The sequence below is a fragment of the Delftia sp. WSY_16 genome, assembly GCF_043104415.1.
Taxonomy (GTDB): domain Bacteria; phylum Pseudomonadota; class Gammaproteobacteria; order Burkholderiales; family Burkholderiaceae_C; genus Comamonas; species Comamonas tsuruhatensis.
In genome coordinates this window covers 660,209-680,324 of the sequence record NZ_JBICKS010000019.1, presented here as the reverse complement: position 1 = coordinate 680,324, position 20,116 = coordinate 660,209, and the positions used below count along the sequence as shown (strand labels likewise).

The window sequence follows — 20,116 nt, the reverse complement described above, 5'->3', positions numbered from 1 at the left end:
TTGCATGAGGTGATGCCTTGCCTTAATCTTGCGTTCCCTGCGAAAAATTTGAGGATTCCGCCATGACGACGGCTGCCGAGATCAAGCATCTCCAAGACCACGGTCTGTACTCCAAGAGCAACGAGCACGACGCCTGCGGCCTCGGCTTTGTTGCGCATATCAAGGGCGTCAAGCGCCATGACATCGTCACCGGCGCGCTCAAGATCCTCGAAAACATCGACCATCGCGGCGCCGTGGGCGCCGACAAGCTCATGGGCGATGGCGCGGGCATTCTGATCCAGATTCCCGACCAGCTCTACCGCGAAGAGATGGCAAAGCAGGGCGTGGCCCTGCCGCCCGCGGGCGAGTACGGCGTGGGCATGATCTTCCTGCCCAAGGAACACGCCTCGCGCCTGGCCTGCGAGCAGGAGATGGAACGCGCCATCAAGGCCGAAGGCCAGGTCCTGCTGGGCTGGCGCGATGTGCCCGTGAACCGCGACATGCCCATGTCGCCCACGGTCCAGGAAAAGGAGCCCATCCTGCGCCAGGTCTTCATCGGCCGCGGCGCCGACGTGATCGTGCAGGACGCGCTCGAGCGCAAGCTGTACGTGATCCGCAAGACGGCCAGCGCCGCCATCCAGAACCTCAAGCTCAAGCACAGCAAGGAATACTACGTTCCCAGCATGAGCAGCCGCACCGTGGTCTACAAGGGCCTGCTGCTGGCCGACCAGGTGGGCGTGTACTACAACGACCTGTCCGACGAGCGCTGCGTCTCGGCCATCGGCCTGGTGCACCAGCGCTTTTCGACCAACACCTTCCCCGAGTGGCCGCTGGCCCACCCCTACCGCTACGTGGCCCACAACGGTGAAATCAACACCGTGCGCGGCAACTACAACTGGATGCTGGCGCGCGAAGGCGTGATGGCCTCGCCCGTGCTGGCCGAGGACCTCAAGAAGCTCTATCCCATCAGCTTCGCCGGCCAGTCCGACACGGCAACGTTCGACAACTGCCTGGAACTGCTGACCATGGCCGGCTACCCCATCAGCCAGGCCGTGATGATGATGATTCCCGAGCCCTGGGAACAGCACGAGTCCATGGACGAGCGCCGCCGCGCCTTCTATGAATACCACGCCGCCATGATGGAGCCCTGGGACGGCCCGGCCTCCATCGTGTTCACCGACGGCCGCCAGATCGGCGCCACGCTGGACCGCAACGGCCTGCGCCCCTCGCGCTACGTGATCACCGATGACGACCTGGTCATCCTGGCGTCCGAAGCCGGCGTGCTGCCCGTGCCCGACAGCGCCATCGTGCGCAAGTGGCGTCTGCAGCCCGGCAAGATGCTGCTGATCGACCTGGAGCAGGGCCGCCTGATCGAGGACGACGAGCTCAAGGCCAACATCGTCAACACCAAGCCCTACAAGCAGTGGATCGAGAACCTGCGCATCAAGCTGGGCAGCGTGGGCGGTGACACCCATGCCGGCCCCGAGGCCGCCAGCCTGCCGCTGCTCGAGCGCCAGCAGGCCTTCGGCTTCACGCAGGAAGACATCAAGTTCCTGCTGGCCCCCATGGCCAAGAACGGCGAGGAAGGCATCGGCTCCATGGGCAACGACAGCCCGCTGGCCGTGCTGTCGGACAAGAACAAGCCGCTGTACAACTACTTCCGCCAGATGTTCGCGCAGGTGACCAACCCGCCGATCGACCCCATCCGCGAAGCCATCGTGATGTCGCTGGTGTCCTTCATCGGACCCAAGCCCAACCTGCTGGACATCAACCAGGTCAACCCGCCCATGCGCCTGGAAGTGCACCAGCCCGTGCTGGACTTCGCCAACATGGCCAAGCTGCGCGACATCGAACGCCACACGCAGGGCAAGTTCAAGAGCGCAACGATCGACATCACCTACCCGCTGTCCTGGGGCAAGCAGGGCGTGGAAGCCAAGCTGGCATCGCTGTGCGCGCAGGCCGTGGACGCCATCAAGGGCGGCGCCAACATCCTGATCATCAGCGACCGCCATGTGAGCGCCACCCAGGTGGCCATCCCCGCGCTGCTGGCGCTGTCGGCCATCCACCAGCACCTGGTGCGCGAGGGCCTGCGCACCACGGCCGGCCTGGTCGTGGAAACGGGCACGGCGCGCGAAGTGCACCACTTCGCCGTGCTGGCAGGCTACGGCGCAGAGGCCGTGCACCCCTACCTGGCCATGGAAACCCTGGCCGACATGCACAAGGAGCTGGGCGGCGACCTGTCGGCCGACAAGGCCATCTACAACTACGTCAAGGCCATCGGCAAGGGCCTGTCCAAGATCATGTCCAAGATGGGCGTGTCCACCTACATGTCCTATTGCGGCGCCCAACTGTTCGAGGTGATCGGCCTGAACAGCGACACCGTGGACAAGTACTTCACCGGCACGGCCAGCCGCGTCGAGGGCATCGGCGTCTTCGAGATCGCCGAGGAAACCATCCGCAACCACCGCGCGGCCTTCGGTGACGATCCCGTGCTGGAGACCATGCTGGACGCCGGTGGCGAATACGCCTGGCGCGCCCGTGGCGAAGAGCACATGTGGTCGCCCGACGCCATCGCCAAGCTGCAGCATTCCACGCGCTCCAACAACTGGAGCACGTACAAGGAATACGCCCAGCTGATCAACGACCAGAGCAAGCGCCACATGACGCTGCGCGGCCTGTTCGAGTTCAAGTTCGACCCGGCCAAGGCCATCCCGCTGGACCAGGTCGAGTCGGCCAAGGAGATCGTCAAGCGCTTTGCCACGGGCGCCATGTCGCTGGGCTCCATCAGCACCGAGGCCCATGCCACGCTGGCCGTGGCCATGAACCGCATCGGCGGCAAGAGCAACACCGGCGAAGGCGGGGAAGATCCCCAGCGCTACCGCAACGAGCTCAAGGGCATCCCGATCAGGAAGGGCGAGACCCTGGGCTCCATCATCGGCGCCGACAAGGTCGAGGCCGACATCGAGCTGCAGGACGGCGACTCGCTGCGCTCCAGGATCAAGCAGGTGGCATCGGGCCGCTTCGGCGTCACGGCCGAGTACCTGTCGTCCTCGGACCAGGTGCAGATCAAGATGGCCCAGGGCGCCAAGCCCGGCGAGGGCGGCCAGCTTCCCGGCGGCAAGGTGTCCGACTACATCGGCAAGCTGCGCCACTCAGTGCCCGGCGTCGGACTGATCTCGCCCCCGCCCCACCACGACATCTACTCCATCGAGGATCTGGCCCAGCTGATCCATGACCTGAAGAACGTGGCGCCGCACGCCGACATCTCGGTCAAGCTCGTGTCCGAAGTGGGCGTGGGCACCATCGCGGCCGGCGTGGCCAAGTGCAAGAGCGACCACGTGGTCATCGCAGGCCATGACGGCGGCACGGGCGCATCGCCCTGGTCGTCCATCAAGCATGCGGGCTCGCCCTGGGAAATCGGCCTGGCCGAGACCCAGCAGACCCTGGTGCTCAACCGCCTGCGCGGCCGCATCCGCGTGCAGGCCGACGGCCAGATGAAGACCGGCCGCGACGTCGTCATCGGCGCGCTGCTGGGCGCCGACGAGTTCGGCTTCGCCACGGCGCCCCTGGTCGTCGAGGGCTGCATCATGATGCGCAAGTGCCACCTGAACACCTGCCCCGTGGGCGTGGCCACGCAGGACCCGGTGCTGCGCGCCAAGTTCTCGGGCAAGCCCGAGCATGTGGTGAACTACTTCTTCTTCATCGCCGAGGAAGTGCGCCAGATCATGGCCCAGCTGGGCGTTGCCAAGTTCGACGACCTGATCGGCCGTGCCGACCTGCTGGACACCCGCAAGGGCCTGCAGCACTGGAAGGCCCAGGGCCTGGACTTCTCGCGCCTGTTCGCCCAGCCCGAAGTGCCCGCCGACGTGGCGCGCTTCCATGTCGAAAAGCAGGATCACCTGCTGGACAAGGCGCTGGACGTGAAGCTCATCGAGCGCTGCAAGCCCGCCATCGAGAACGGCGAGCGCGTGCGCATCATGGAAGTGGCGCGCAACGTCAACCGCTCCGTGGGTGCCATGCTCTCCGGTGCCGTGACGCGCGTGCATCCCGAAGGACTGCCCGATGACACCATCCGCATCCACTTCGAGGGAACCGGCGGCCAGTCCTTCGGTGCCTTCCTGTGCAACGGCATCACGCTGAACCTGCGCGGCGATGCCAACGACTACACGGGCAAGGGCCTGTCCGGCGGCCGCGTGGTGGTGCATGCCAGCCATGAATTCCGCGGCGACACGACGACCAACACCATCGTCGGCAACACCGTGATGTTCGGCGCCACCAGCGGCGAGGCCTTCTTCGGCGGCGTGGCCGGCGAGCGTTTCGCGGTGCGCCTGTCGGGCGCCACCGCCGTGGTCGAAGGCGTGGGCGACCACGGCTGCGAATACATGACCGGCGGCACCGTGGTGGTGCTGGGCAAGACCGGCCGCAACTTCGCTGCCGGCATGAGCGGCGGCGTGGCCTATGTCTACGACGAGGATGGCCGCTTCGCCGAGCGCTGCAACAAGGCGTCCGTCTCGCTGGACCAGGTGCTGCCCCATGACGAGCACCTGGCCCAGGTCTCGCCTGCCGTCTGGCACCGCCGCGAGACCGACGAGCGCCAACTGCGCGCGCTGATCGAGGCGCACAGCCGCTGGACGGGCTCCAAGCGCGCCCGCGATCTGCTGGACAACTGGGCGGCGGCCCGCTCCAAGTTCGTCAAGGTCTTCCCCAGCGAATACAAGCGTGCCCTGTCCGAGATGTACGAGCGCCAGGTGATGGAAGAGCCCGCCACGCCCGAGGTCGAGGAACACGCCAAGGAGGCGGTGGCCGCCAAATAACAAGGAAGCGAAGGATGCGGGCAGCGGCCCGCACCCATCCCTGCACCCCACACATCAGGACAACGAATCATGGGAAAGACCACCGGCTTCATGGAATATGAGCGCCTCGAGGAGGGCTATGCGCCCGTCGCCGAGCGCGTGAAGCACTACAAGGAATTCGTCATCGGCCTCGATGACAGCCAGGCCAAGATCCAGGGCGCGCGCTGCATGGACTGCGGCACGCCGTTCTGCAACAACGGCTGCCCGGTCAACAACATCATTCCGGACTTCAACGACCTGGTCTTCCACGGCGGCTGGAAGAGCGCCAGCGCCGTGCTGCACAGCACCAACAACTTCCCCGAGTTCACGGGCCGCATCTGCCCCGCACCCTGCGAGGCCGCCTGCACCCTGAACATCAACGACGACGCCGTGGGCATCAAGTCCATCGAGCACGCCATCATCGACCGTGCCTGGGCCGAAGGCTGGGTCAAGCCGCTGCCCAGCAGCCGCAAGACCGGCAAGAAGGTCGCCGTGGTCGGCGCCGGCCCCGCAGGCCTGGCCGCATCGCAGCAACTGGCCCGCGCCGGCCACGATGTCACGCTGTTCGAGAAGAACGACCGCGTCGGCGGCCTGCTGCGCTACGGCATTCCCGACTTCAAGATGGAGAAGTCGCACATCGACCGCCGTGTCGAGCAGCTCGTGGCCGAAGGCGTCAAGATCCGCACCGGCGTGCTGGTGGCGGGCAAGGACGGCCTGGGCGAAGACTCCAAGGTCACCAACTGGGCCAAGGAAACCGTCAGCCCCGAGCAGCTCATGGCCGAGTTCGACGCCGTGCTGCTGACCGGCGGTGCCGAGCAGTCGCGCGACCTGCCCGTGCCCGGCCGTGAACTCAAGGGCATCCATTTCGCCATGGAGTTCCTGCCGCAGCAAAACAAGGTCAACGCCGGCGACAAGCTCAAGGGCCAGCTGCGTGCCGATGGCAAGCATGTCATCGTCATCGGTGGCGGCGACACGGGCTCCGACTGCGTGGGCACCAGCAACCGCCACGGCGCCGTCAGCGTGACCCAGTTCGAGCTGATGCCCATGCCGCCCGAGCAGGAGAACAAGCCCCTGGTCTGGCCCTACTGGCCGATCAAGCTGCGCACCAGCTCCAGCCACGAGGAAGGCTGCGAGCGCGAGTTCGCCATCGCCACCAAGGAGTTCATCGGCGAGAAGGGCCAAGTCACGGCCGTCAAGACCGTGCGCATCGAAATGAAGGATGGCAAGATGGTCGAGGTGCCCGGCAGCGAGCAGGTGCTCAAGGCCGACCTGGTGCTGCTGGCCATGGGCTTCGTCAGCCCCGTGCAGGCCGTGCTCGATGCCTTTGGCGTGGACAAGGACGCACGCGGCAACGCCAAGGCCACCACCGACTTCACGGGCGGCTACGCCACCAGCGTGCCCAAGCTCTTCGCCGCCGGCGACGTGCGCCGCGGCCAGTCCCTGGTGGTCTGGGCCATCCGCGAAGGCCGCCAGGCCGCTCGCTCCATTGACGAGTTCCTCATGGGCACGTCCGACCTGCCTCGGTGAGATGCCAACCCCGGAAGGGGCTTGGCCATAGACAAAGAAAAAGCCCTTGGTGATGAACCAAGGGCTTTTTATTACAAATTCCTCGTGTTTCAGCGTAGGCCCTTGAAACTGGCGCGCCCTAAAGCGAGGGACACCGAGGAAGGGCCTGGGCCGGCCGCGCCGCCCCGCACCGAGGGTGTCGTCCCCCTCTGGGGGAAGGCGCGAAGCGACTCAGGGGGAGGGTTTATCCTCTGCGGGCTTGTCCACTGCGGTGCCGGGTTCGGCTTCTTCTTCCGGCGCCTTGGAGACGCGGCTGAACCAGCCGGCGCCCAGGATGCCGATCTCGTAAAGAATGCACATGGGCACGGCCAGGGCCAGCTGGGAGATCACGTCGGGCGGCGTGACCACGGCGGCGATGATGAAGGCCACCACGATGAAATAGCCGCGGAAGGACTTGAGCTTGGCGATGTCCACCAGGCCGAAGCGCACCAGCAGCATGACCACGATGGGCACCTGGAAGGCCAGGCCAAAGGCCAGGTACAGCGACAGGATGGCCTCCACATACGATGCAATGTCCGGCGTGGCCGCCACGCTGTCCGGGGTGAAGCCCTGGATGAAGGCGAACATCTTGTCGAGCACGAAGAACTGCACGAAGGCGATGCCGATATAGGCCAGCAGGCTGCCGAAGATGATCAGCGGCAGCGCAAAGCGCTTTTCATGGCTGTACAGGCCGGGCGCCACGAAGGCCCACATCTGGTACATGATCCAGGGCAGCACGGCCAAGATGCCCACCATCATCAGTACCTTGAGCGGCACGAAGAAGGGGGTGAACACGCCGACTGCGATGAGCTTGGCATCGGGCGGCATGTGGGCCTTGATCGGGTGGGCGATGAAGTCGATCAGCCCGTTGGGGCCGGGCCATACGGCCAGCACGGCGATCGCCAGACCGATGCCGTAGATGCAGTAGAGCAGGCGGTCGCGCAGCTCCATCAGGTGCTGGACGAAAGGCTGCTCGGTGCCTGCCAGCTCGTCGTCTTTAGGTGGAATGTCGGACATGGTGCGAAACCGCGGCGGGCCGCAAGGGCGTCCACGGACCTGGTATGAAAAGCAGAAAGCCCGACGGATCGGGCAGGGTGGGGCGATGGCGGGTGCCCGGATGGCAGAGGCTGGGCCGGTTGCCTCGTGGCCCGCTGCGCGCCAGCATCTTCAGCGGGACTTCTGGGGACGAAAGCGCGCCACGCGCGCCGCGCCCGACTGCGCCTTGGTGCGCACGCCGGCACGGGCCTTGTACCACTGGGGCACGGCAGCACGCTTGAGGCGCCAGTTCTTGCCCGGGTGGCGGTAGGCCGGCGCCACGGCGCTGTACGTATCGCTGCCTGAATCGTAGGAAGAGGAGTCGTACGAGGAAGACGTGCCGTTGAGCGATGCCGTGGACTCGTTCCAGTCCTTCTCGAAATTGGCGGCCGAAGTGTGGATGGACTGCTCGACGTCACGCGCCGCGCCTTCCACCGTGTCCTTCATCTTGCGCAACTCGTCGAGTTCCATCGAACGGTTGACCTCGGCCTTCACATCGGAGACGTAGCGCTGGGCCTTGCCCAGCAGGGTACCGACGGTGCGCGCCACGCGCGGCAGCTTCTCGGGGCCGATGACCACGAGAGCCACGGCGCCGATCAGCGCCATCTTGGACAGACCGATATCAAACATGGAGGCTTGGCGTGCGGAGCATCAGCTCTTTTGCTTGGCTTCGACGTCGATGGTGGCCTTGTCGGTGGCTGTCTGGCCTGCAACCTGGCCAGGGGCAGCTGCGGGGGTGTCGGTGGAGGTCGAGCCGTCCTTCACACCGTCCTTGAAGCCCTTGACTGCACCGCCAAGGTCGGAACCGATGTTCTTCAGCTTCTTGGTTCCGAACACCAGAACCACGATGGCCAGGACGATCAGCCAATGCCAGATGGAAAACGAGCCCATGAGAATCTCTCCTAAGAATTGCAGATCATTTTAGACGCCGGGCCATGGCGGCAGTTCGCAAGGCCCCACAAAAGCCGTTCGGCCGGCGCATGTACGCAGAAGTCGCAAGCAAGAGGCGGGCCATCTTGCGCGCAAGCCTGCGTCCAGCAAAGGCTTCAGCCCTTCAGCCAGGGGCGGGGGCCGCCCATGACATGGATGTGCAGGTGGTGGACTTCCTGTCCGCCCTCGGTGCCCGTGTTGACCACCAGACGGAAACCGCCGTCGGGATACGGATTGCAGCCTTGCTCGGCGGCCAGGCGGGGCGCCAGCACCATCATGCGGCCCAGCAGCGCAGCGTCGTCGGCCTGGACCTGGGCCATGGAGGGGATGTGCTTCTTGGGCACCATCAGAAAGTGGATGGGCGCGCCGGGATGGATGTCGTGGAAGGCGAAGACTTCATCGTCCTCATAGACCTTGCGGGAAGGGATCTCGCCTTTGATGATGCGGCAAAACAGGCAGTTCGGGTCGTGGTCGTGCATGGCGCTACGGGAGTCCTGGGAAGCTGGCGTTGGATCGAAAAATCAGGGTGAATTGTCGTTGATGTGCAGTGTCTGGCGCACGCCGATGTCGCTGCGGTGCTGCTGGAGCCAGTGCTGCCCCTGCTCGCGCCCCAGCTCGAACAGCTCGCGCACGAAACGCATGTCGGAGCGCGTCTTGGTCGAGGCGCCGTAGCCCTTGAGCACCGCCCCGCCGTCCACGCGGTGCAGCAGCACCTTTTTGTAGCGTGCCGGGTCCAGCTTGCCCTGCTCCAGCAGGCGCTTGACGAACTCGATGGCGCGCAGCTCGGACAGCAGGCCGGCGTTGAAGGTGACCTCGTTCATGCGGTCCATGATGTCGGCCGCCGTGTTGGGCAGGTCGGTGTGCTCGATGGGATTGATCTGCACCAGCAGGATGTCGCTGGACGCCGTGCCGTAGATCAGGGGATACAGGGCGGGATTGCCCGAGAAACCGCCGTCCCAGTAAGGCTCGCCATCGATTTCCACGGCCTTGAACAGCTGGGGCAGGCAGGCCGAGGCCATGACCGCGTCGGCACTGAGCCTTCTGCCCGAAAAGATGCTTCCCCGGCCTGTGCGCACATTGGTGGCGCAGACAAAGACTTTGGGCACCACGCCCTCCACGGGCGGACGCGTCAGCGCCTCGAAATCCACGACCCGTTCGAGCAGCTTGCGCAGCGGGTTGATGTCCAGCGGGTTGGTCTGGTAGGGCGAGAAGAACTGGTTGAGCACGCCCATGAAGGGGCTGCCCGGCAATGGCGCGCCCCACATCAGGCTGCCCATGGTGCCCACGCCTTCCCACAGTTCGGTCAGCGAGGCGCGGGCCAATTGGGCGCCCAGCGCCTGGGCGGCCACAGGATCGCTTTCCTGGCGCGCGGCCTGGGCAAAGCCCTGTGCCAGGGCCACGGCATTCATGGCGCCGGCGCTGGTGCCGCTGATGCCGTCGAAGACAAGGCTGCCGTCTTCCAGCAGTGCGTCCAGCACGCCCCAGGTCAGGGCGCCGTGCGAGCCCCCGCCCTGCAGGGCGAGGTTGATCTTGCAGGTCGGGGTGGAGGACATGGCGGGCGGGCCGGCGGCTTCAGCGGTCCACGGCCTGGTTGCGGTTCATGGCGACCATGCCGCGCACGATGCGGTACAGGAACCAGATGGAGATCACCGTCCAGGCGATCCAGCCGGGCACGAAGAACAGCAGCCACAGCGGTGCCGTGACCAGGTACAGGATGCCGGCCCAGATCACGCTGCGGATGCGCCACGAGAAATGGTTGGCCATCCAGCTGCCTTCGGCGTCGCCGCGCTTGACCAGGTCGATGATCAGGGCGATCACCAGCAGCGCGATGCTGGGCTGGGCGCCGGGCACGACGGCGGCCACGGCCACCACCAGGTGCAGCAGGTAGCTGACCCAGCCCCAGGCCTTGAGGCCTTCGATGCGGGACTGGTCCAGGGCACGGACTTCGATGTAATCGTCATTCATGGCAGCGGTCCTTTCTCGTTCACATCACGTTCCTGGGCCTTGCGCAGCGCCTTTTCCTCGATGCCGCTGGTGCCTTCGCGGCGCTCCAGCTCGGCGACGACCTGGGCGGGCGTCAGGCCATAGTGGGCCAGGGCGATCATGCTATGGAACCACAGATCGGCCACTTCGTAGAGGATTTTGCCGGCGTCCCCGCCATGGTCTGCGTCCTTGGCGGCCATGACCACTTCGGTGGCCTCTTCGCCGATCTTCTTCAAAAAGGCATCCGGGCCCTTGTGCAGCAGGCGGGCGACGTAGCTCTTGTCGGGGTCGCCGCCGTTGGCGGGCTTGCGGCTTTCGATGACGGCGGCCAGGCGCGCCAGGGCGTCCTGCGAGGAAGTGCTTGCGGTGTCGTTCATGTTCGTGGAATTCATTTGTAGATCGATTCGGGGTCTTTCAAGACCGGATCGACGGCCTGCCACTGACCATCGCGCAGCACGCTGTAGAAGCAGCTGTGGCGCCCCGTGTGGCAGGCAATGCCGGGCTCGTGGCCGGTCTGGGTGATCTTGAGCAGGACCACGTCGTTGTCGCAGTCGATGCGCACCTCGTGCACGGTCTGCACGTGGCCCGATTCCTCGCCCTTGAACCACAGCTTGTTGCGCGAGCGGCTGAAATAGACGGCGCGGCCCAGCTCGGCCGTCTTGGCCAGGGCCTCGCGGTTCATCCAGGCGAACATCAGCACGTCGCCCGTGTCCTTTTCCTGCGCGATCACGGGCACCAGGCCCTGCGCATCCCATTTGACTTGATCTAGCCAGTTCATTGCCTGCATTGTGAATATCCTGGGTTGGAATCCCTGTGACAGCATTGTCAGGAATTGCCTGGATTGAAAATACACCCCCTGAGTCGCTTCGCGCCTTCCCCCTCTCTCGCTGCGCGGGAGGGAGACGACAGCCTTGCTGCGGGGCGGCCCTTGCTCGCTGTCCCTGGTCCCTTGGGCCGCGCCGGTTTCATGGGTTGTGGGCGGCGCGAGCGCCATGGAAAACTGAAATGAAGGAGTCCGCCGACGCGCCGTATCAGAGGCGCACGGGCACGCCGCGCTCGGCCATGCGCTGCTTGGCCTGGCCCACGGTGAATTCGCCATAGTGGAAGATGCTGGCGGCCAGCACGGCGTCGGCGCCGCCCAGGGTCACGCCATCGGCCAGGTCGTCCAGCGAGCCCACGCCGCCGGAGGCGATCACGGGCACGGGCACGGCGTCGCTGACGGCGCGCGTGAGCTTCAGGTCGAACCCGGACTTGGTGCCGTCGCGGTCCATGCTGGTCAGCAGGATCTCGCCCGCGCCGCGGCGCGCCATCTCGGCGGCCCACTGCACGGCGTCCAGGCCGGTGTTCTTGCGTCCGCCGTGGCTGTAGACATCCCAGCCGGGGCCGACGGCGCGGCCGTCGGTGCCGATGCGCTGCTCGTCTTCGGCGGTGCGGCGCTTGGCGTCGATGGCCACGACGATGCACTGCGCGCCGTACTTGTCGGAGGCGGCATTGATCACATCGGGATTGGCGATGGCGGCCGAGTTGAAGCTGGTCTTGTCGGCGCCCGCGTTGAGCAGGCGGCGCACGTCCTCGACGGTGCGCACGCCACCGCCCACGGTCAGCGGAATGAAGACCTGGCTGGCCACCGATTCGATGATGGGCAGGATCAGGTCTCGGCCATCGCTGGTGGCCGTGATGTCCAGGAAGGTCAGCTCGTCCGCGCCCTGGGCGTTGTAGCGCGCGGCGATCTCCACCGGGTCGCCCGCATCGCGCAGCTCCACGAAGTTCACGCCTTTGACGACGCGCCCTCCCGTGACGTCAAGACAGGGGATGATGCGTTTGGCAAGCATGGGCAGACTCGTGGCTAGGGCGTGAAACAAGGGCGAAAAGATACCACGCCCTCGGCGCCCGCAGGTGCTGCGGGGTTCAGCGCTTGAGACCTGCGGCCTGGCTTTGCCAGCGCCATGCGTCCTCGCACATGCGGTCCAGGTCCAGCATGGCCTTCCAGCCCAGCAGGCGCTCGGCCTCGGCGGGGTCGGCCCAGCACTGGGCCACGTCGCCGGGGCGGCGCGCCACGATCTGGTAGGGCACGGGGCGGCCGCTGGCGCGCTCGAAGGCCTTGACCATCTCCAGCACCGAGACCGGGCGCCCCGTGCCCAGGTTCACGGTCAGCAGGCCCTGCTGCTCGCGCAGATAGCGCAGCGCCGCCAGGTGGCCGCGCGCCAGGTCGGTGACGTGGATGTAGTCACGCACGCCTGTGCCGTCCGGCGTGGCGTAGTCATCCCCATAGACACTGAGCTGCTGGCGCTGGCCGATGGCGACCTGCGACACATAGGGCATGAGGTTGTTGGGGATGTCGCGCGGGTCCTCGCCGATCAGGCCGCTTTCATGGGCGCCCACGGGATTGAAGTAGCGCAGCCGTGCCAGGCGCCACTGGCCGGGCTCGGCGCGGTCCAGGTCGGCCAGCATTTCCTCGATCCACAGCTTGCTGCGGCCGTAGGGGTTGGTGGCAGACAGCGGGAAATCCTCGCGGATCGGCAGGCTGGCCGGGTCGCCGTAGACCGTGGCCGAGGAGGAGAACACCAGGCTGTGCACGCCCGCCGCCTGCATGGCCTGCAGCAGGGCGACCGTGCCGCCCACGTTGTGTTCGTAGTAGCGCAGTGGCTGGGCCACGGATTCGCCCACGGCCTTGAGTGCGGCGAAGTGGATCACCTCGCGGATGGAGTGCTCGGCAAACACCCGGTCCAGCGCGGCGCGGTCGCGCACATCGCCTTCCACGCACAGCGGGCGCCGGCCCGTGATGCGTTCCATGCGGTCGAGCACGTCGGCGCTGCTGTTGCTGAAGTTGTCGTAGATCAGGTAGGGCTCGCCTGCGGCGGCCAGCTCCACGCAGGTGTGGGAGCCGATGAAGCCGGCGCCGCCTGTGACCAGGATCATGAATACCTCTCATTGGTGATTTTTTGGCGTGCCTAGTATCGCAATAACCCAGCTTCTCCCCGGGTTCAAGTGGGCTGAGCACAAAAGTAGGGAGAAAACACATTTGTAGACAAACAACGTTATGCTCGGCCCGCTTTTCGTCGGATTGACGATAGCTTTCATCAAATTGTTAAGAAATTTGATGCATAAAAACTATGAATTGATGGGGCATCACCACGCCCTGAGGAGAAGGCCGTGAACGGTTTCCTGCGAAGCTGCCTGGTCTGCTGGGGGTTGCTGTGCGGCTGGGTGGTGCAGGCTGCCGAACCCGCGGTGGCTGTCTATTACGGGAACAAGGCATCGCTCAGTGAATTGAGCCTCTACGACATTGCCGTCGTGGAGCCGGGCCATGGCTATGACCCGGTCCGGTTCCGCAAGCAGGCCCCGGGCAGCGAGCTGTATGCCTACGCTTCCGTGGCCGAGGTGCTGCCCGAGCGCGCCTACTTCGGCAAGATTCCCGAGGCCTGGAAGATGGCGCGCAACGGCGCCTGGCAGTCCATCGTCCTGGACCAGACACCCGCGCAGTGGCCCGCCTTCTTTGCCGACGAGGTGATCGCGCCGCTGTGGAAGCAGGGCTTTCGCGGCTTCTTCCTGGACACGCTGGACTCCTACCGCCTGGCCACGAATTTCGACGAAAAGGCCCAGCAGGACGGCCTGGTGCGCGTTATCGAGACGCTGCACCAGCGCTATCCCGGCATCCGCCTGATCCTGAACCGGGGCTTCGAGATCGTGCCGCGCGTGAGGGACAAGGTACAGATGGTGGCGGCCGAGTCGCTGTTGCGGGGCTGGGATGCCAGCCTCAAGCGCTATGTGAACGTGCCCGAGAAAGACCGCGAATGGCTGCTGCAGCAACTGCAGACCATCCGCGAGCGCGACCGCCTGCCGGTGCTGTCCATCGACTACGTGGCCCCGCATGACCGCGACGCCACGCGCGAGACCGCCCGCCGCATTGCGCAGCTGGGCATCATCCCCTGGGTTTCCGATGCCGGGCTGCAGACCCTGGGCATAGGCCAGGTGGAGGCGGTGGCGCGCAGGGTGTTGATTCTCTACAACGGTGCCGACTATCCGTCCATCAACGGCGCATCGGCGCACCGCTTCCTGGAAATGCCCCTGAACTACATGGGCTACGTCGCCGACTACGCCGATGTGCGCGAGCCCCTGCCTGAAGGCGTGGCGCGTGACCGCTATGCCGGCGTGGTGAGCTGGTTCGGCGGCGCGGTGCCCGAGATGCGGGCCAAAAGCGTGCGGCAGTGGCTGGCCAACCAGGTGCAGCAGGGCATGCCGCTGCTGGTGCTCAATACGCTGGGCCTGTCACAGGACCGCACCATGTCGGCCGCCCTGGGCACGCGCAGCACGGAAGCGGCACCCGTGTTCCCGCTGCGGCGCGCCGAAAAGGCGCCGGTCATGGGTTTCGAGATACAGCCGGCCGAGCCAGCGCACGATTACGAGGGCTGGGAGTTCACGCCGCAGATGGCCAGGGGCAGCCGCGAGTTGCTGTCCTTCGACGACAAGCGGGGGCGCCGCTTCGTGTCGGCCGCCATCACGCCCTGGGGCGGCTTTGCACTCATGCCCTATGTGGTGGTGGGCATGCCGGGCACCGACCAGTCGCGCTGGGTGATCGACCCCTTCGCGCTGTTGCGCGAGGCGCTGCGCCTGCAGGACTTTCCGGTGCCCGACGTCACCACCGAGAACGGCCGCCGCCTGCTGCTGGCCCATGTGGACGGGGACGGCTTTCCTTCCAAGGCCGAGCTGCCGGGCACGCCCTTCGCGGGCGAGGTGCTGCGCCGCGAGATCCTGGAGCGCTACAGGATTCCGCACACCATCTCGGTCATCGAGGCCGAAGTCTCGCCGCAGGGCCTGTATCCGCAGTGGGCCGACCAGCTGGAGGGCATTGCCAAGCGCATCTTCGCCATGCCCCATGTCGAGATCGCCAGCCATTCCTACTCGCACCCCTTCTTCTGGGAGCCCGGGGCAGCGCCCGACGGGGATGACAGCAAGGAGGTGAACCTCAACCTCCACATCCCCGGCTACCAGATGGACATGAACCGGGAGATCAATGGCTCGGTCGACTACATCCGCAAGCGCCTGGCGCCGCCCGGCAAGCCGGTGGACGTGTTCCTGTGGACCGGCAACACGGCGCCCAGCGCCGAGGCCCTGGCCATCTCCGACGCGGCGGGACTGCTCAACATGAATGGCGGCGACACGGCCATCACGCGCAGCAATCCCTCGCTGACGGAGGTGCGCAGCTGGGGCCTGCGCAAGGGCGGCCATCTGCAGATCTATGCGCCCGTCACCAACGAGAACATCTACACCAACCTCTGGCACGGGCCGTTCTACGGCTTCGAGCGCGTCATCGAAACCTTCGAGATGACCGACGCACCCCGGCGCATGAAGGCCGTGGACATCTACTACCACTCCTACTCCGCCAGCAAGCAGGCCAGCATCAAGGCCCTGCACAAGGTCTACCAGTGGGCGCTGGCGCAGCGGCTGAACCCGGTCTACAGCTCCGAGTACATCCGCAAGGTGCAGGATTTCTACGAATTCGCCATCGGCCGCGACGCGCAGGGCTGGCGCCTGCGGGGCCCGGGCCAGTTGCGCACGCTGCGCATGCCGCCCGGCATGGCCCTGCCGTCCATGGCTGCCAGCCGCGGCATCGCCGGCTATGCCAAGGGCACGGACGGAAACTACCTTCACCTGGCCGGCGGCGCCGGATACCTGGTGCAGCAGGATGCCGCAGGCGCGGCCGCCTCCGCGGCGCGCCCCTATCTGGTGGATGCCAATGCCCGGCTCACGCAATGGCTGCCCCAGGCCGATGGCGGCGTGCGCTTGACCCTGCAGGGACATGTGCCGCTGGAGCTGCGCATGCACCTGCCGTCCGGCTGTGCGCTGAGTTCCCTGAACGCCGCCAATCCCCTCATTGCCGTGGCGGGTGCCGATACGGGCAGCTCCAACCTCCGTTCCTTCAGAAGTACCCATCACAGTGTTGAACTCCAAGCGCAATGCCGGGGGCTCTGAGCGCCCCGTCACGGTTCCCTTCTGGCTGATCGTGCTGCTGGCGGTACTGATCGGTGGCGCCCTGTGGATGCTGTTTCCCAAGCAGGATCTGGAGCGCCGGCTCTCCGTCACCGGAGATGATTCCGAGCTGTCCTACAACTACCTGAGCAACCTGCTCAAGAGCGACCCGGGCAATGAAAACCTGCGCGCCCTGCTCAAGGCCAAGGAGGAGCGCCTGAAAGCCATCAAGCTGGCGCGTGAAGAGGCAGCCAAGCAGGCGCTGCCCAGCGCCGCCGTCCAGGCCTGGGAGCGCTGGCAGGCCGCCTACCAGAACTATCTGGAGGCGCAAAAGCAGGACCATCGCGCCGGAGGGCAGGCCGATGCCCTGGCGCTCCAGGTGATGCAGGCGCTCAAGGAGGTCCCGCTGGCGGGTCTGACCCAGGAGCAGGCGCTGTACCTGGCCTCTTCGGCGCTGGTACTCAAGGACGCACCGCTGGCCCTGGGCATCTACGACGATGTGGCCGCCCGCCAGGGCGATCCCGCGCGCAAGGCGCAGGTCTATGAGTCCGCAGCGCGGCAGGCGCTGGGCATGTCGCTGTACGAGGAATCGGCGCGGCTGCTGCGCCAGGCCAGCGCCACGACCGAAGACGTCCAGCAGTCGCGCGCCTATCTCTGGCAGGCCCTGCAGGTGCTGCAGTCCGGCAACCGTGCCAGCGAAGCGCTGGCGCTGGCGCGCCAGCAGGAAGAACTGTTGGGCAGCGACCCGGAAACGCTGCGAAGGCTCATCGGTCTGGCGCGCGCGGCCGGCAACCGGGCCGAGGCCGAGCGCTATGCCAAGCGGCTGCTGCAGCTGTCCCTGCTGCAGCAATGGCAGGTGCAGGCGGCAGGCGCTTCGGGAGCAGGCCCGGCCGTAGCGTCCGCAGTGGCCGACGACGGCGCCTGGGCACTGCAGCCCGTGGCCTGGACCGCCCCGGGCTGGCGCATGCTGCGCACGGCCGACCCCGCGCGCAAGCCGCCGCCGGGCCTGCCCTTTGACGACAAGACCTACCAGCTGGGCTACGAGGTGTTCCTCGAGAACCGCAATCTGGAGGACGCCTGGCGCGTGGCCACGGCCGCGGTGCGCCAGGCGCCGCAGGACATGGCCTGGCGCGAGCGCCTGGCCCAGGTGTCCGAATGGATGGGGCAGCAGCAGCAGGCCCTGGACAACTGGCTGGTCATTGCGCAGAACACGGGCCGTGAAGATGCCTGGAAGACGGTGATGCGCCTGGCGCCGGGCCTGTTCGACGACCGCGCCCTGATTGCCGGCCTGCGCCACCAGTTGAGCCGCCGTCCCCAGGATGCCGCGCTGCAGCAGGCGCTGGTCCAGGCCTACGAGCGCCAGGCCGAGCCCGGCGAGGCCATCGACTATCTGCAAAAGCACGGCAGCACGCCGCAGTCGCAGATCCTGCTGGCCCAGCTGGCCGAACGCGCAGGCCGGTCGCAACTGGCGCTGCAGGCCTGGAAGCGTGTGCTTGCCGATCCCGAGCAGCGCACGCCGGCCCATGCCATGCCCGCCGCCGTGCTCGCGCTGCTGCAGGGCGAGCCGGCCCTGGGCCTGCGCTGGCTGGAGGATGCGCAGACGCGCATTCCCGCCGGCATGCAGGACGAGGGCGAGTACTGGCGCCTGCTGGGCGACCTGGCCCAGGACCAGCGCCAGGAAGCACTGACGCTGAAGGCCTACCGCCGCCTGCTGCAGACGCCGCACGCCGGCATCAGCGACTACGACGAGGTGATACGCCTGCTGCAGCGCGCCGACCGGCGCGAGGCGGCCCAGATGTCCCTGCACGCCTGGGAGCAGTTCCATGACGTGCGCCATCTGACGCAGGCCTTCTATCTGCTGGAGGATCTGGAGGACTGGACGCAGATCGGCAGCCAGGTCGAACGCATCTTGGCCGACCCGGCCCTGGTCAAGCGCCTGCAGGGCCAGCCCACCTTCTTCCAGATCCTGGGCGCCTACTACCAGCGCACGGCGCAATCGAAAAAAGCCATGGAGGCATTCGAGAAGGGCCTGGCGCTGGACCCAGGCTCCACGCCGCTGCGCCAGGGCCTGATGTGGCTGCTGATCGACACGCAGAACGCGGCGGCCCTCAAGCTGCTGCTGGCGGCGGCCGAGCCCGTGTGGGCACGTGATGCCGACATGCACGGCGCCCTGGCGGCGGCCTACATGACGCTGTCGCGCCCGGCCGTTGCGCTGGAGCGGTATCTGAAGCCGCACCGCACGGAGCATGCCGACGACTTCCTGTGGATGATGCAGTACGCGGACGCGCTGGAGCAGAACCAGCAGGCGGACCAGGCCTGGAACCTGAGGCAGCAGCTGTGGCAGCGCGAGAAGGCGCGCACGCGTGCGCAGCAGGGCCCTTCGGCCGATGCGGCCCGCCGCTGGCTGACCGCCGAGGGCCTGGACGAGGTCCAGCGCCAGGCACGCAGCCGGCTCATGCTCTTTCATACCCAGGGAGATGCCGAATTCGCCCTGATGCGCGAGCTGCTGCGCATGGACCTGGAAGGCGGGCGCCGCGAGCATTCCGCCGCTGCGGCCGAGCTGGCCATCGCCTGGCTGCAGGAGCGCGGCGAATACCAGGCCGAGCGCGGCTACCTTTGGCAGCAGTACGCGCGCAGCCGCAGCAAGAGTGCCAGCGCACCGCTGTGGGCCGAGATCACGGTGGCCCTGGCGGAAAAGGATGTGGCCCAGGCCGGGCAGCTGCTGCAGCGCCATGACGAGGCACTGCCGCGCTACGACCGCATCAACGCGGCGGCCATGGTGGGCGATGTGCGGCTGGCGCAGACCGCGGGCTTCGAGAGCATGGCCTACCAGCCCGACGACGATCCCCTTCACCTGGGGCTGACCGAGCAGTTGCTGGCCTTCAGCGACTACGGCGGCCTGCAGTTGCGCAATCGCCGCATGGACGCCATCGACGAGCAGGTCTCGCGGCTGCGCTGGCATGTGGGTCTCAACCCCCGCTGGGCGCTGGACCTGGATGCCGAGGACGTGCGCCGCACGGTCAACAAAAGCACCCTGGTGCGCGGACCCTCCCAGGAACGGGGCATCGGCCTGCGCCTGACGCGCAAGACGCAGTCGGCCTCCAGCGAGTTCATGCTGGGCCGGCGCGAAAGCCTGGAGAGCTACACGCCGATGCAGTTCACGCAGACCTACAACGTGGACAGCCGCTGGAGCCTGCAGGCATCGCTGGGCCGGCACCTGGCCACGCAGGAAACGCTGGCCATGCGCATGGGCGGCATGAAGGACCGCGTGTCGCTGGGCAGCAGCTACCAGCTCTCGCGCCTGGACCAGATCACGCTGGAGCTGGCATCGGAGCGCTACCGCGTGCAAAGCGGCGCCCGCGTGGGCTCCGGCAACCATGCGATGCTGCAATACCTGCACACCTATCGCAGCGAGGCGCCCACCCTGCAGTTCGGCGCCTTCACCTCCTGGCACCGCTACAGCCGCACCGACCCGGCGCTGCTGCAGGGCAGGGATGCGGCCATCCTGGGCTACCTGCCTGCGTTCAACGATCCCACCATCGACTATCTGTTGCCGCGCAGCTTCCGCTTCTCGGGCCTGCAGATGATGTTCAACACGGGCTACGAGCAGCAATACACGCGCGCGCTGCGGCCCTATGCCAGCCTGGCCCTGACGCACCACAGCATCAACGGCGCGGGCTACGAGCTGGGCATGGGCCTGGCCACCAGCCTGTTCGGCGCGGACCACCTCGCGCTGGGCCTGAACCTGTCCAAGTCGGGCATCAACACCGTGGGCAATACCCGCGAGCTGTTGCTCACCTACCGCCTCCACTACTGATCCGAAGACTTCAAGGAGCCTTTCC

14 protein-coding genes are annotated in these 20,116 nt (G+C 66.6%); 4 read left to right on the top strand and 10 right to left on the bottom strand.

What is annotated here, in order from left to right; genetic code table 11:
* Positions 1–62: 62 nt before the first annotated feature.
* Both ACF8O7_RS12515 and ACF8O7_RS12510 read left to right on the top strand, forming a co-directional pair.
* Positions 63–4,793 (top strand): glutamate synthase-related protein, encoded by a 4,731-nt coding sequence (locus ACF8O7_RS12515; protein WP_392443433.1) that lies wholly within the window; start codon positions 63–65, stop codon positions 4,791–4,793.
* 69 nt (positions 4,794–4,862) lie between these two features.
* Positions 4,863–6,338: a glutamate synthase subunit beta gene (locus ACF8O7_RS12510; protein WP_016445557.1), complete on the top strand. Its 1,476-nt coding sequence runs from the start codon at positions 4,863–4,865 to the stop codon at positions 6,336–6,338.
* A gap of 210 nt (positions 6,339–6,548) precedes the next feature.
* On the opposite strand, the gene tatC is transcribed toward ACF8O7_RS12510, so the two are convergent.
* The 10 genes from tatC to galE form a co-directional block, all read right to left on the bottom strand.
* On the bottom strand, positions 6,549–7,373 hold the full coding sequence (gene tatC / locus ACF8O7_RS12505; RefSeq protein ID WP_016445558.1) for a twin-arginine translocase subunit TatC: 825 nt from the start codon (positions 7,371–7,373) through the stop codon (positions 6,549–6,551).
* A gap of 150 nt (positions 7,374–7,523) precedes the next feature.
* Positions 7,524–8,021 (bottom strand): Sec-independent protein translocase protein TatB, encoded by a 498-nt coding sequence (gene tatB, locus ACF8O7_RS12500; RefSeq protein WP_016445559.1) that lies wholly within the window; start codon positions 8,019–8,021, stop codon positions 7,524–7,526.
* Between the two features lie 21 nt (positions 8,022–8,042).
* Complete coding sequence (tatA, locus tag ACF8O7_RS12495) at positions 8,043–8,282, bottom strand: Sec-independent protein translocase subunit TatA (protein WP_016445560.1); 240 nt, start codon at positions 8,280–8,282, stop codon at positions 8,043–8,045.
* 155 nt (positions 8,283–8,437) lie between these two features.
* The gene (locus tag ACF8O7_RS12490) at positions 8,438–8,800 is read right to left on the bottom strand and encodes a histidine triad nucleotide-binding protein (RefSeq protein WP_016445561.1); all 363 of its coding nucleotides are present in this window, start codon (positions 8,798–8,800) and stop codon (positions 8,438–8,440) included.
* A 42-nt stretch (positions 8,801–8,842) separates the two neighbouring features.
* Entirely contained in the window at positions 8,843–9,874 is a 1,032-nt protein-coding gene (locus tag ACF8O7_RS12485; RefSeq protein ID WP_016445562.1) for a patatin-like phospholipase family protein, read from the bottom strand.
* A gap of 19 nt (positions 9,875–9,893) precedes the next feature.
* Positions 9,894–10,286: a membrane protein gene (locus ACF8O7_RS12480; RefSeq protein WP_013800783.1), complete on the bottom strand. Its 393-nt coding sequence runs from the start codon at positions 10,284–10,286 to the stop codon at positions 9,894–9,896.
* A complete protein-coding gene (locus tag ACF8O7_RS12475) occupies positions 10,283–10,696 on the bottom strand; it encodes a phosphoribosyl-ATP diphosphatase (protein ID WP_016445563.1) in 414 nt (137 codons plus the stop codon). The genes ACF8O7_RS12480 and ACF8O7_RS12475 overlap by 4 nt, the downstream gene beginning before the upstream one ends.
* Positions 10,693–11,091: a phosphoribosyl-AMP cyclohydrolase gene (gene hisI, locus ACF8O7_RS12470; RefSeq protein ID WP_174538852.1), complete on the bottom strand. Its 399-nt coding sequence runs from the start codon at positions 11,089–11,091 to the stop codon at positions 10,693–10,695. The genes ACF8O7_RS12475 and hisI overlap by 4 nt, the downstream gene beginning before the upstream one ends.
* A 244-nt stretch (positions 11,092–11,335) precedes the next feature.
* Positions 11,336–12,136 (bottom strand): imidazole glycerol phosphate synthase subunit HisF, encoded by an 801-nt coding sequence (gene hisF / locus ACF8O7_RS12465; RefSeq protein WP_126310912.1) that lies wholly within the window; start codon positions 12,134–12,136, stop codon positions 11,336–11,338.
* A 76-nt stretch (positions 12,137–12,212) separates the two neighbouring features.
* Complete coding sequence (gene galE, locus ACF8O7_RS12460; RefSeq protein ID WP_074921477.1) at positions 12,213–13,223, bottom strand: UDP-glucose 4-epimerase GalE; 1,011 nt, start codon at positions 13,221–13,223, stop codon at positions 12,213–12,215.
* A gap of 234 nt (positions 13,224–13,457) precedes the next feature.
* On the opposite strand from galE, the gene ACF8O7_RS12455 reads away from it, so the two are divergent.
* On the top strand, positions 13,458–16,277 hold the full coding sequence (locus ACF8O7_RS12455; protein ID WP_392443430.1) for a bifunctional glycoside hydrolase 114/ polysaccharide deacetylase family protein: 2,820 nt from the start codon (positions 13,458–13,460) through the stop codon (positions 16,275–16,277).
* Complete coding sequence (locus ACF8O7_RS12450; protein WP_392443428.1) at positions 16,243–20,091, top strand: tetratricopeptide repeat protein; 3,849 nt, start codon at positions 16,243–16,245, stop codon at positions 20,089–20,091. The genes ACF8O7_RS12455 and ACF8O7_RS12450 overlap by 35 nt, the downstream gene beginning before the upstream one ends.
* Positions 20,092–20,116 lie beyond the last annotated feature (25 nt).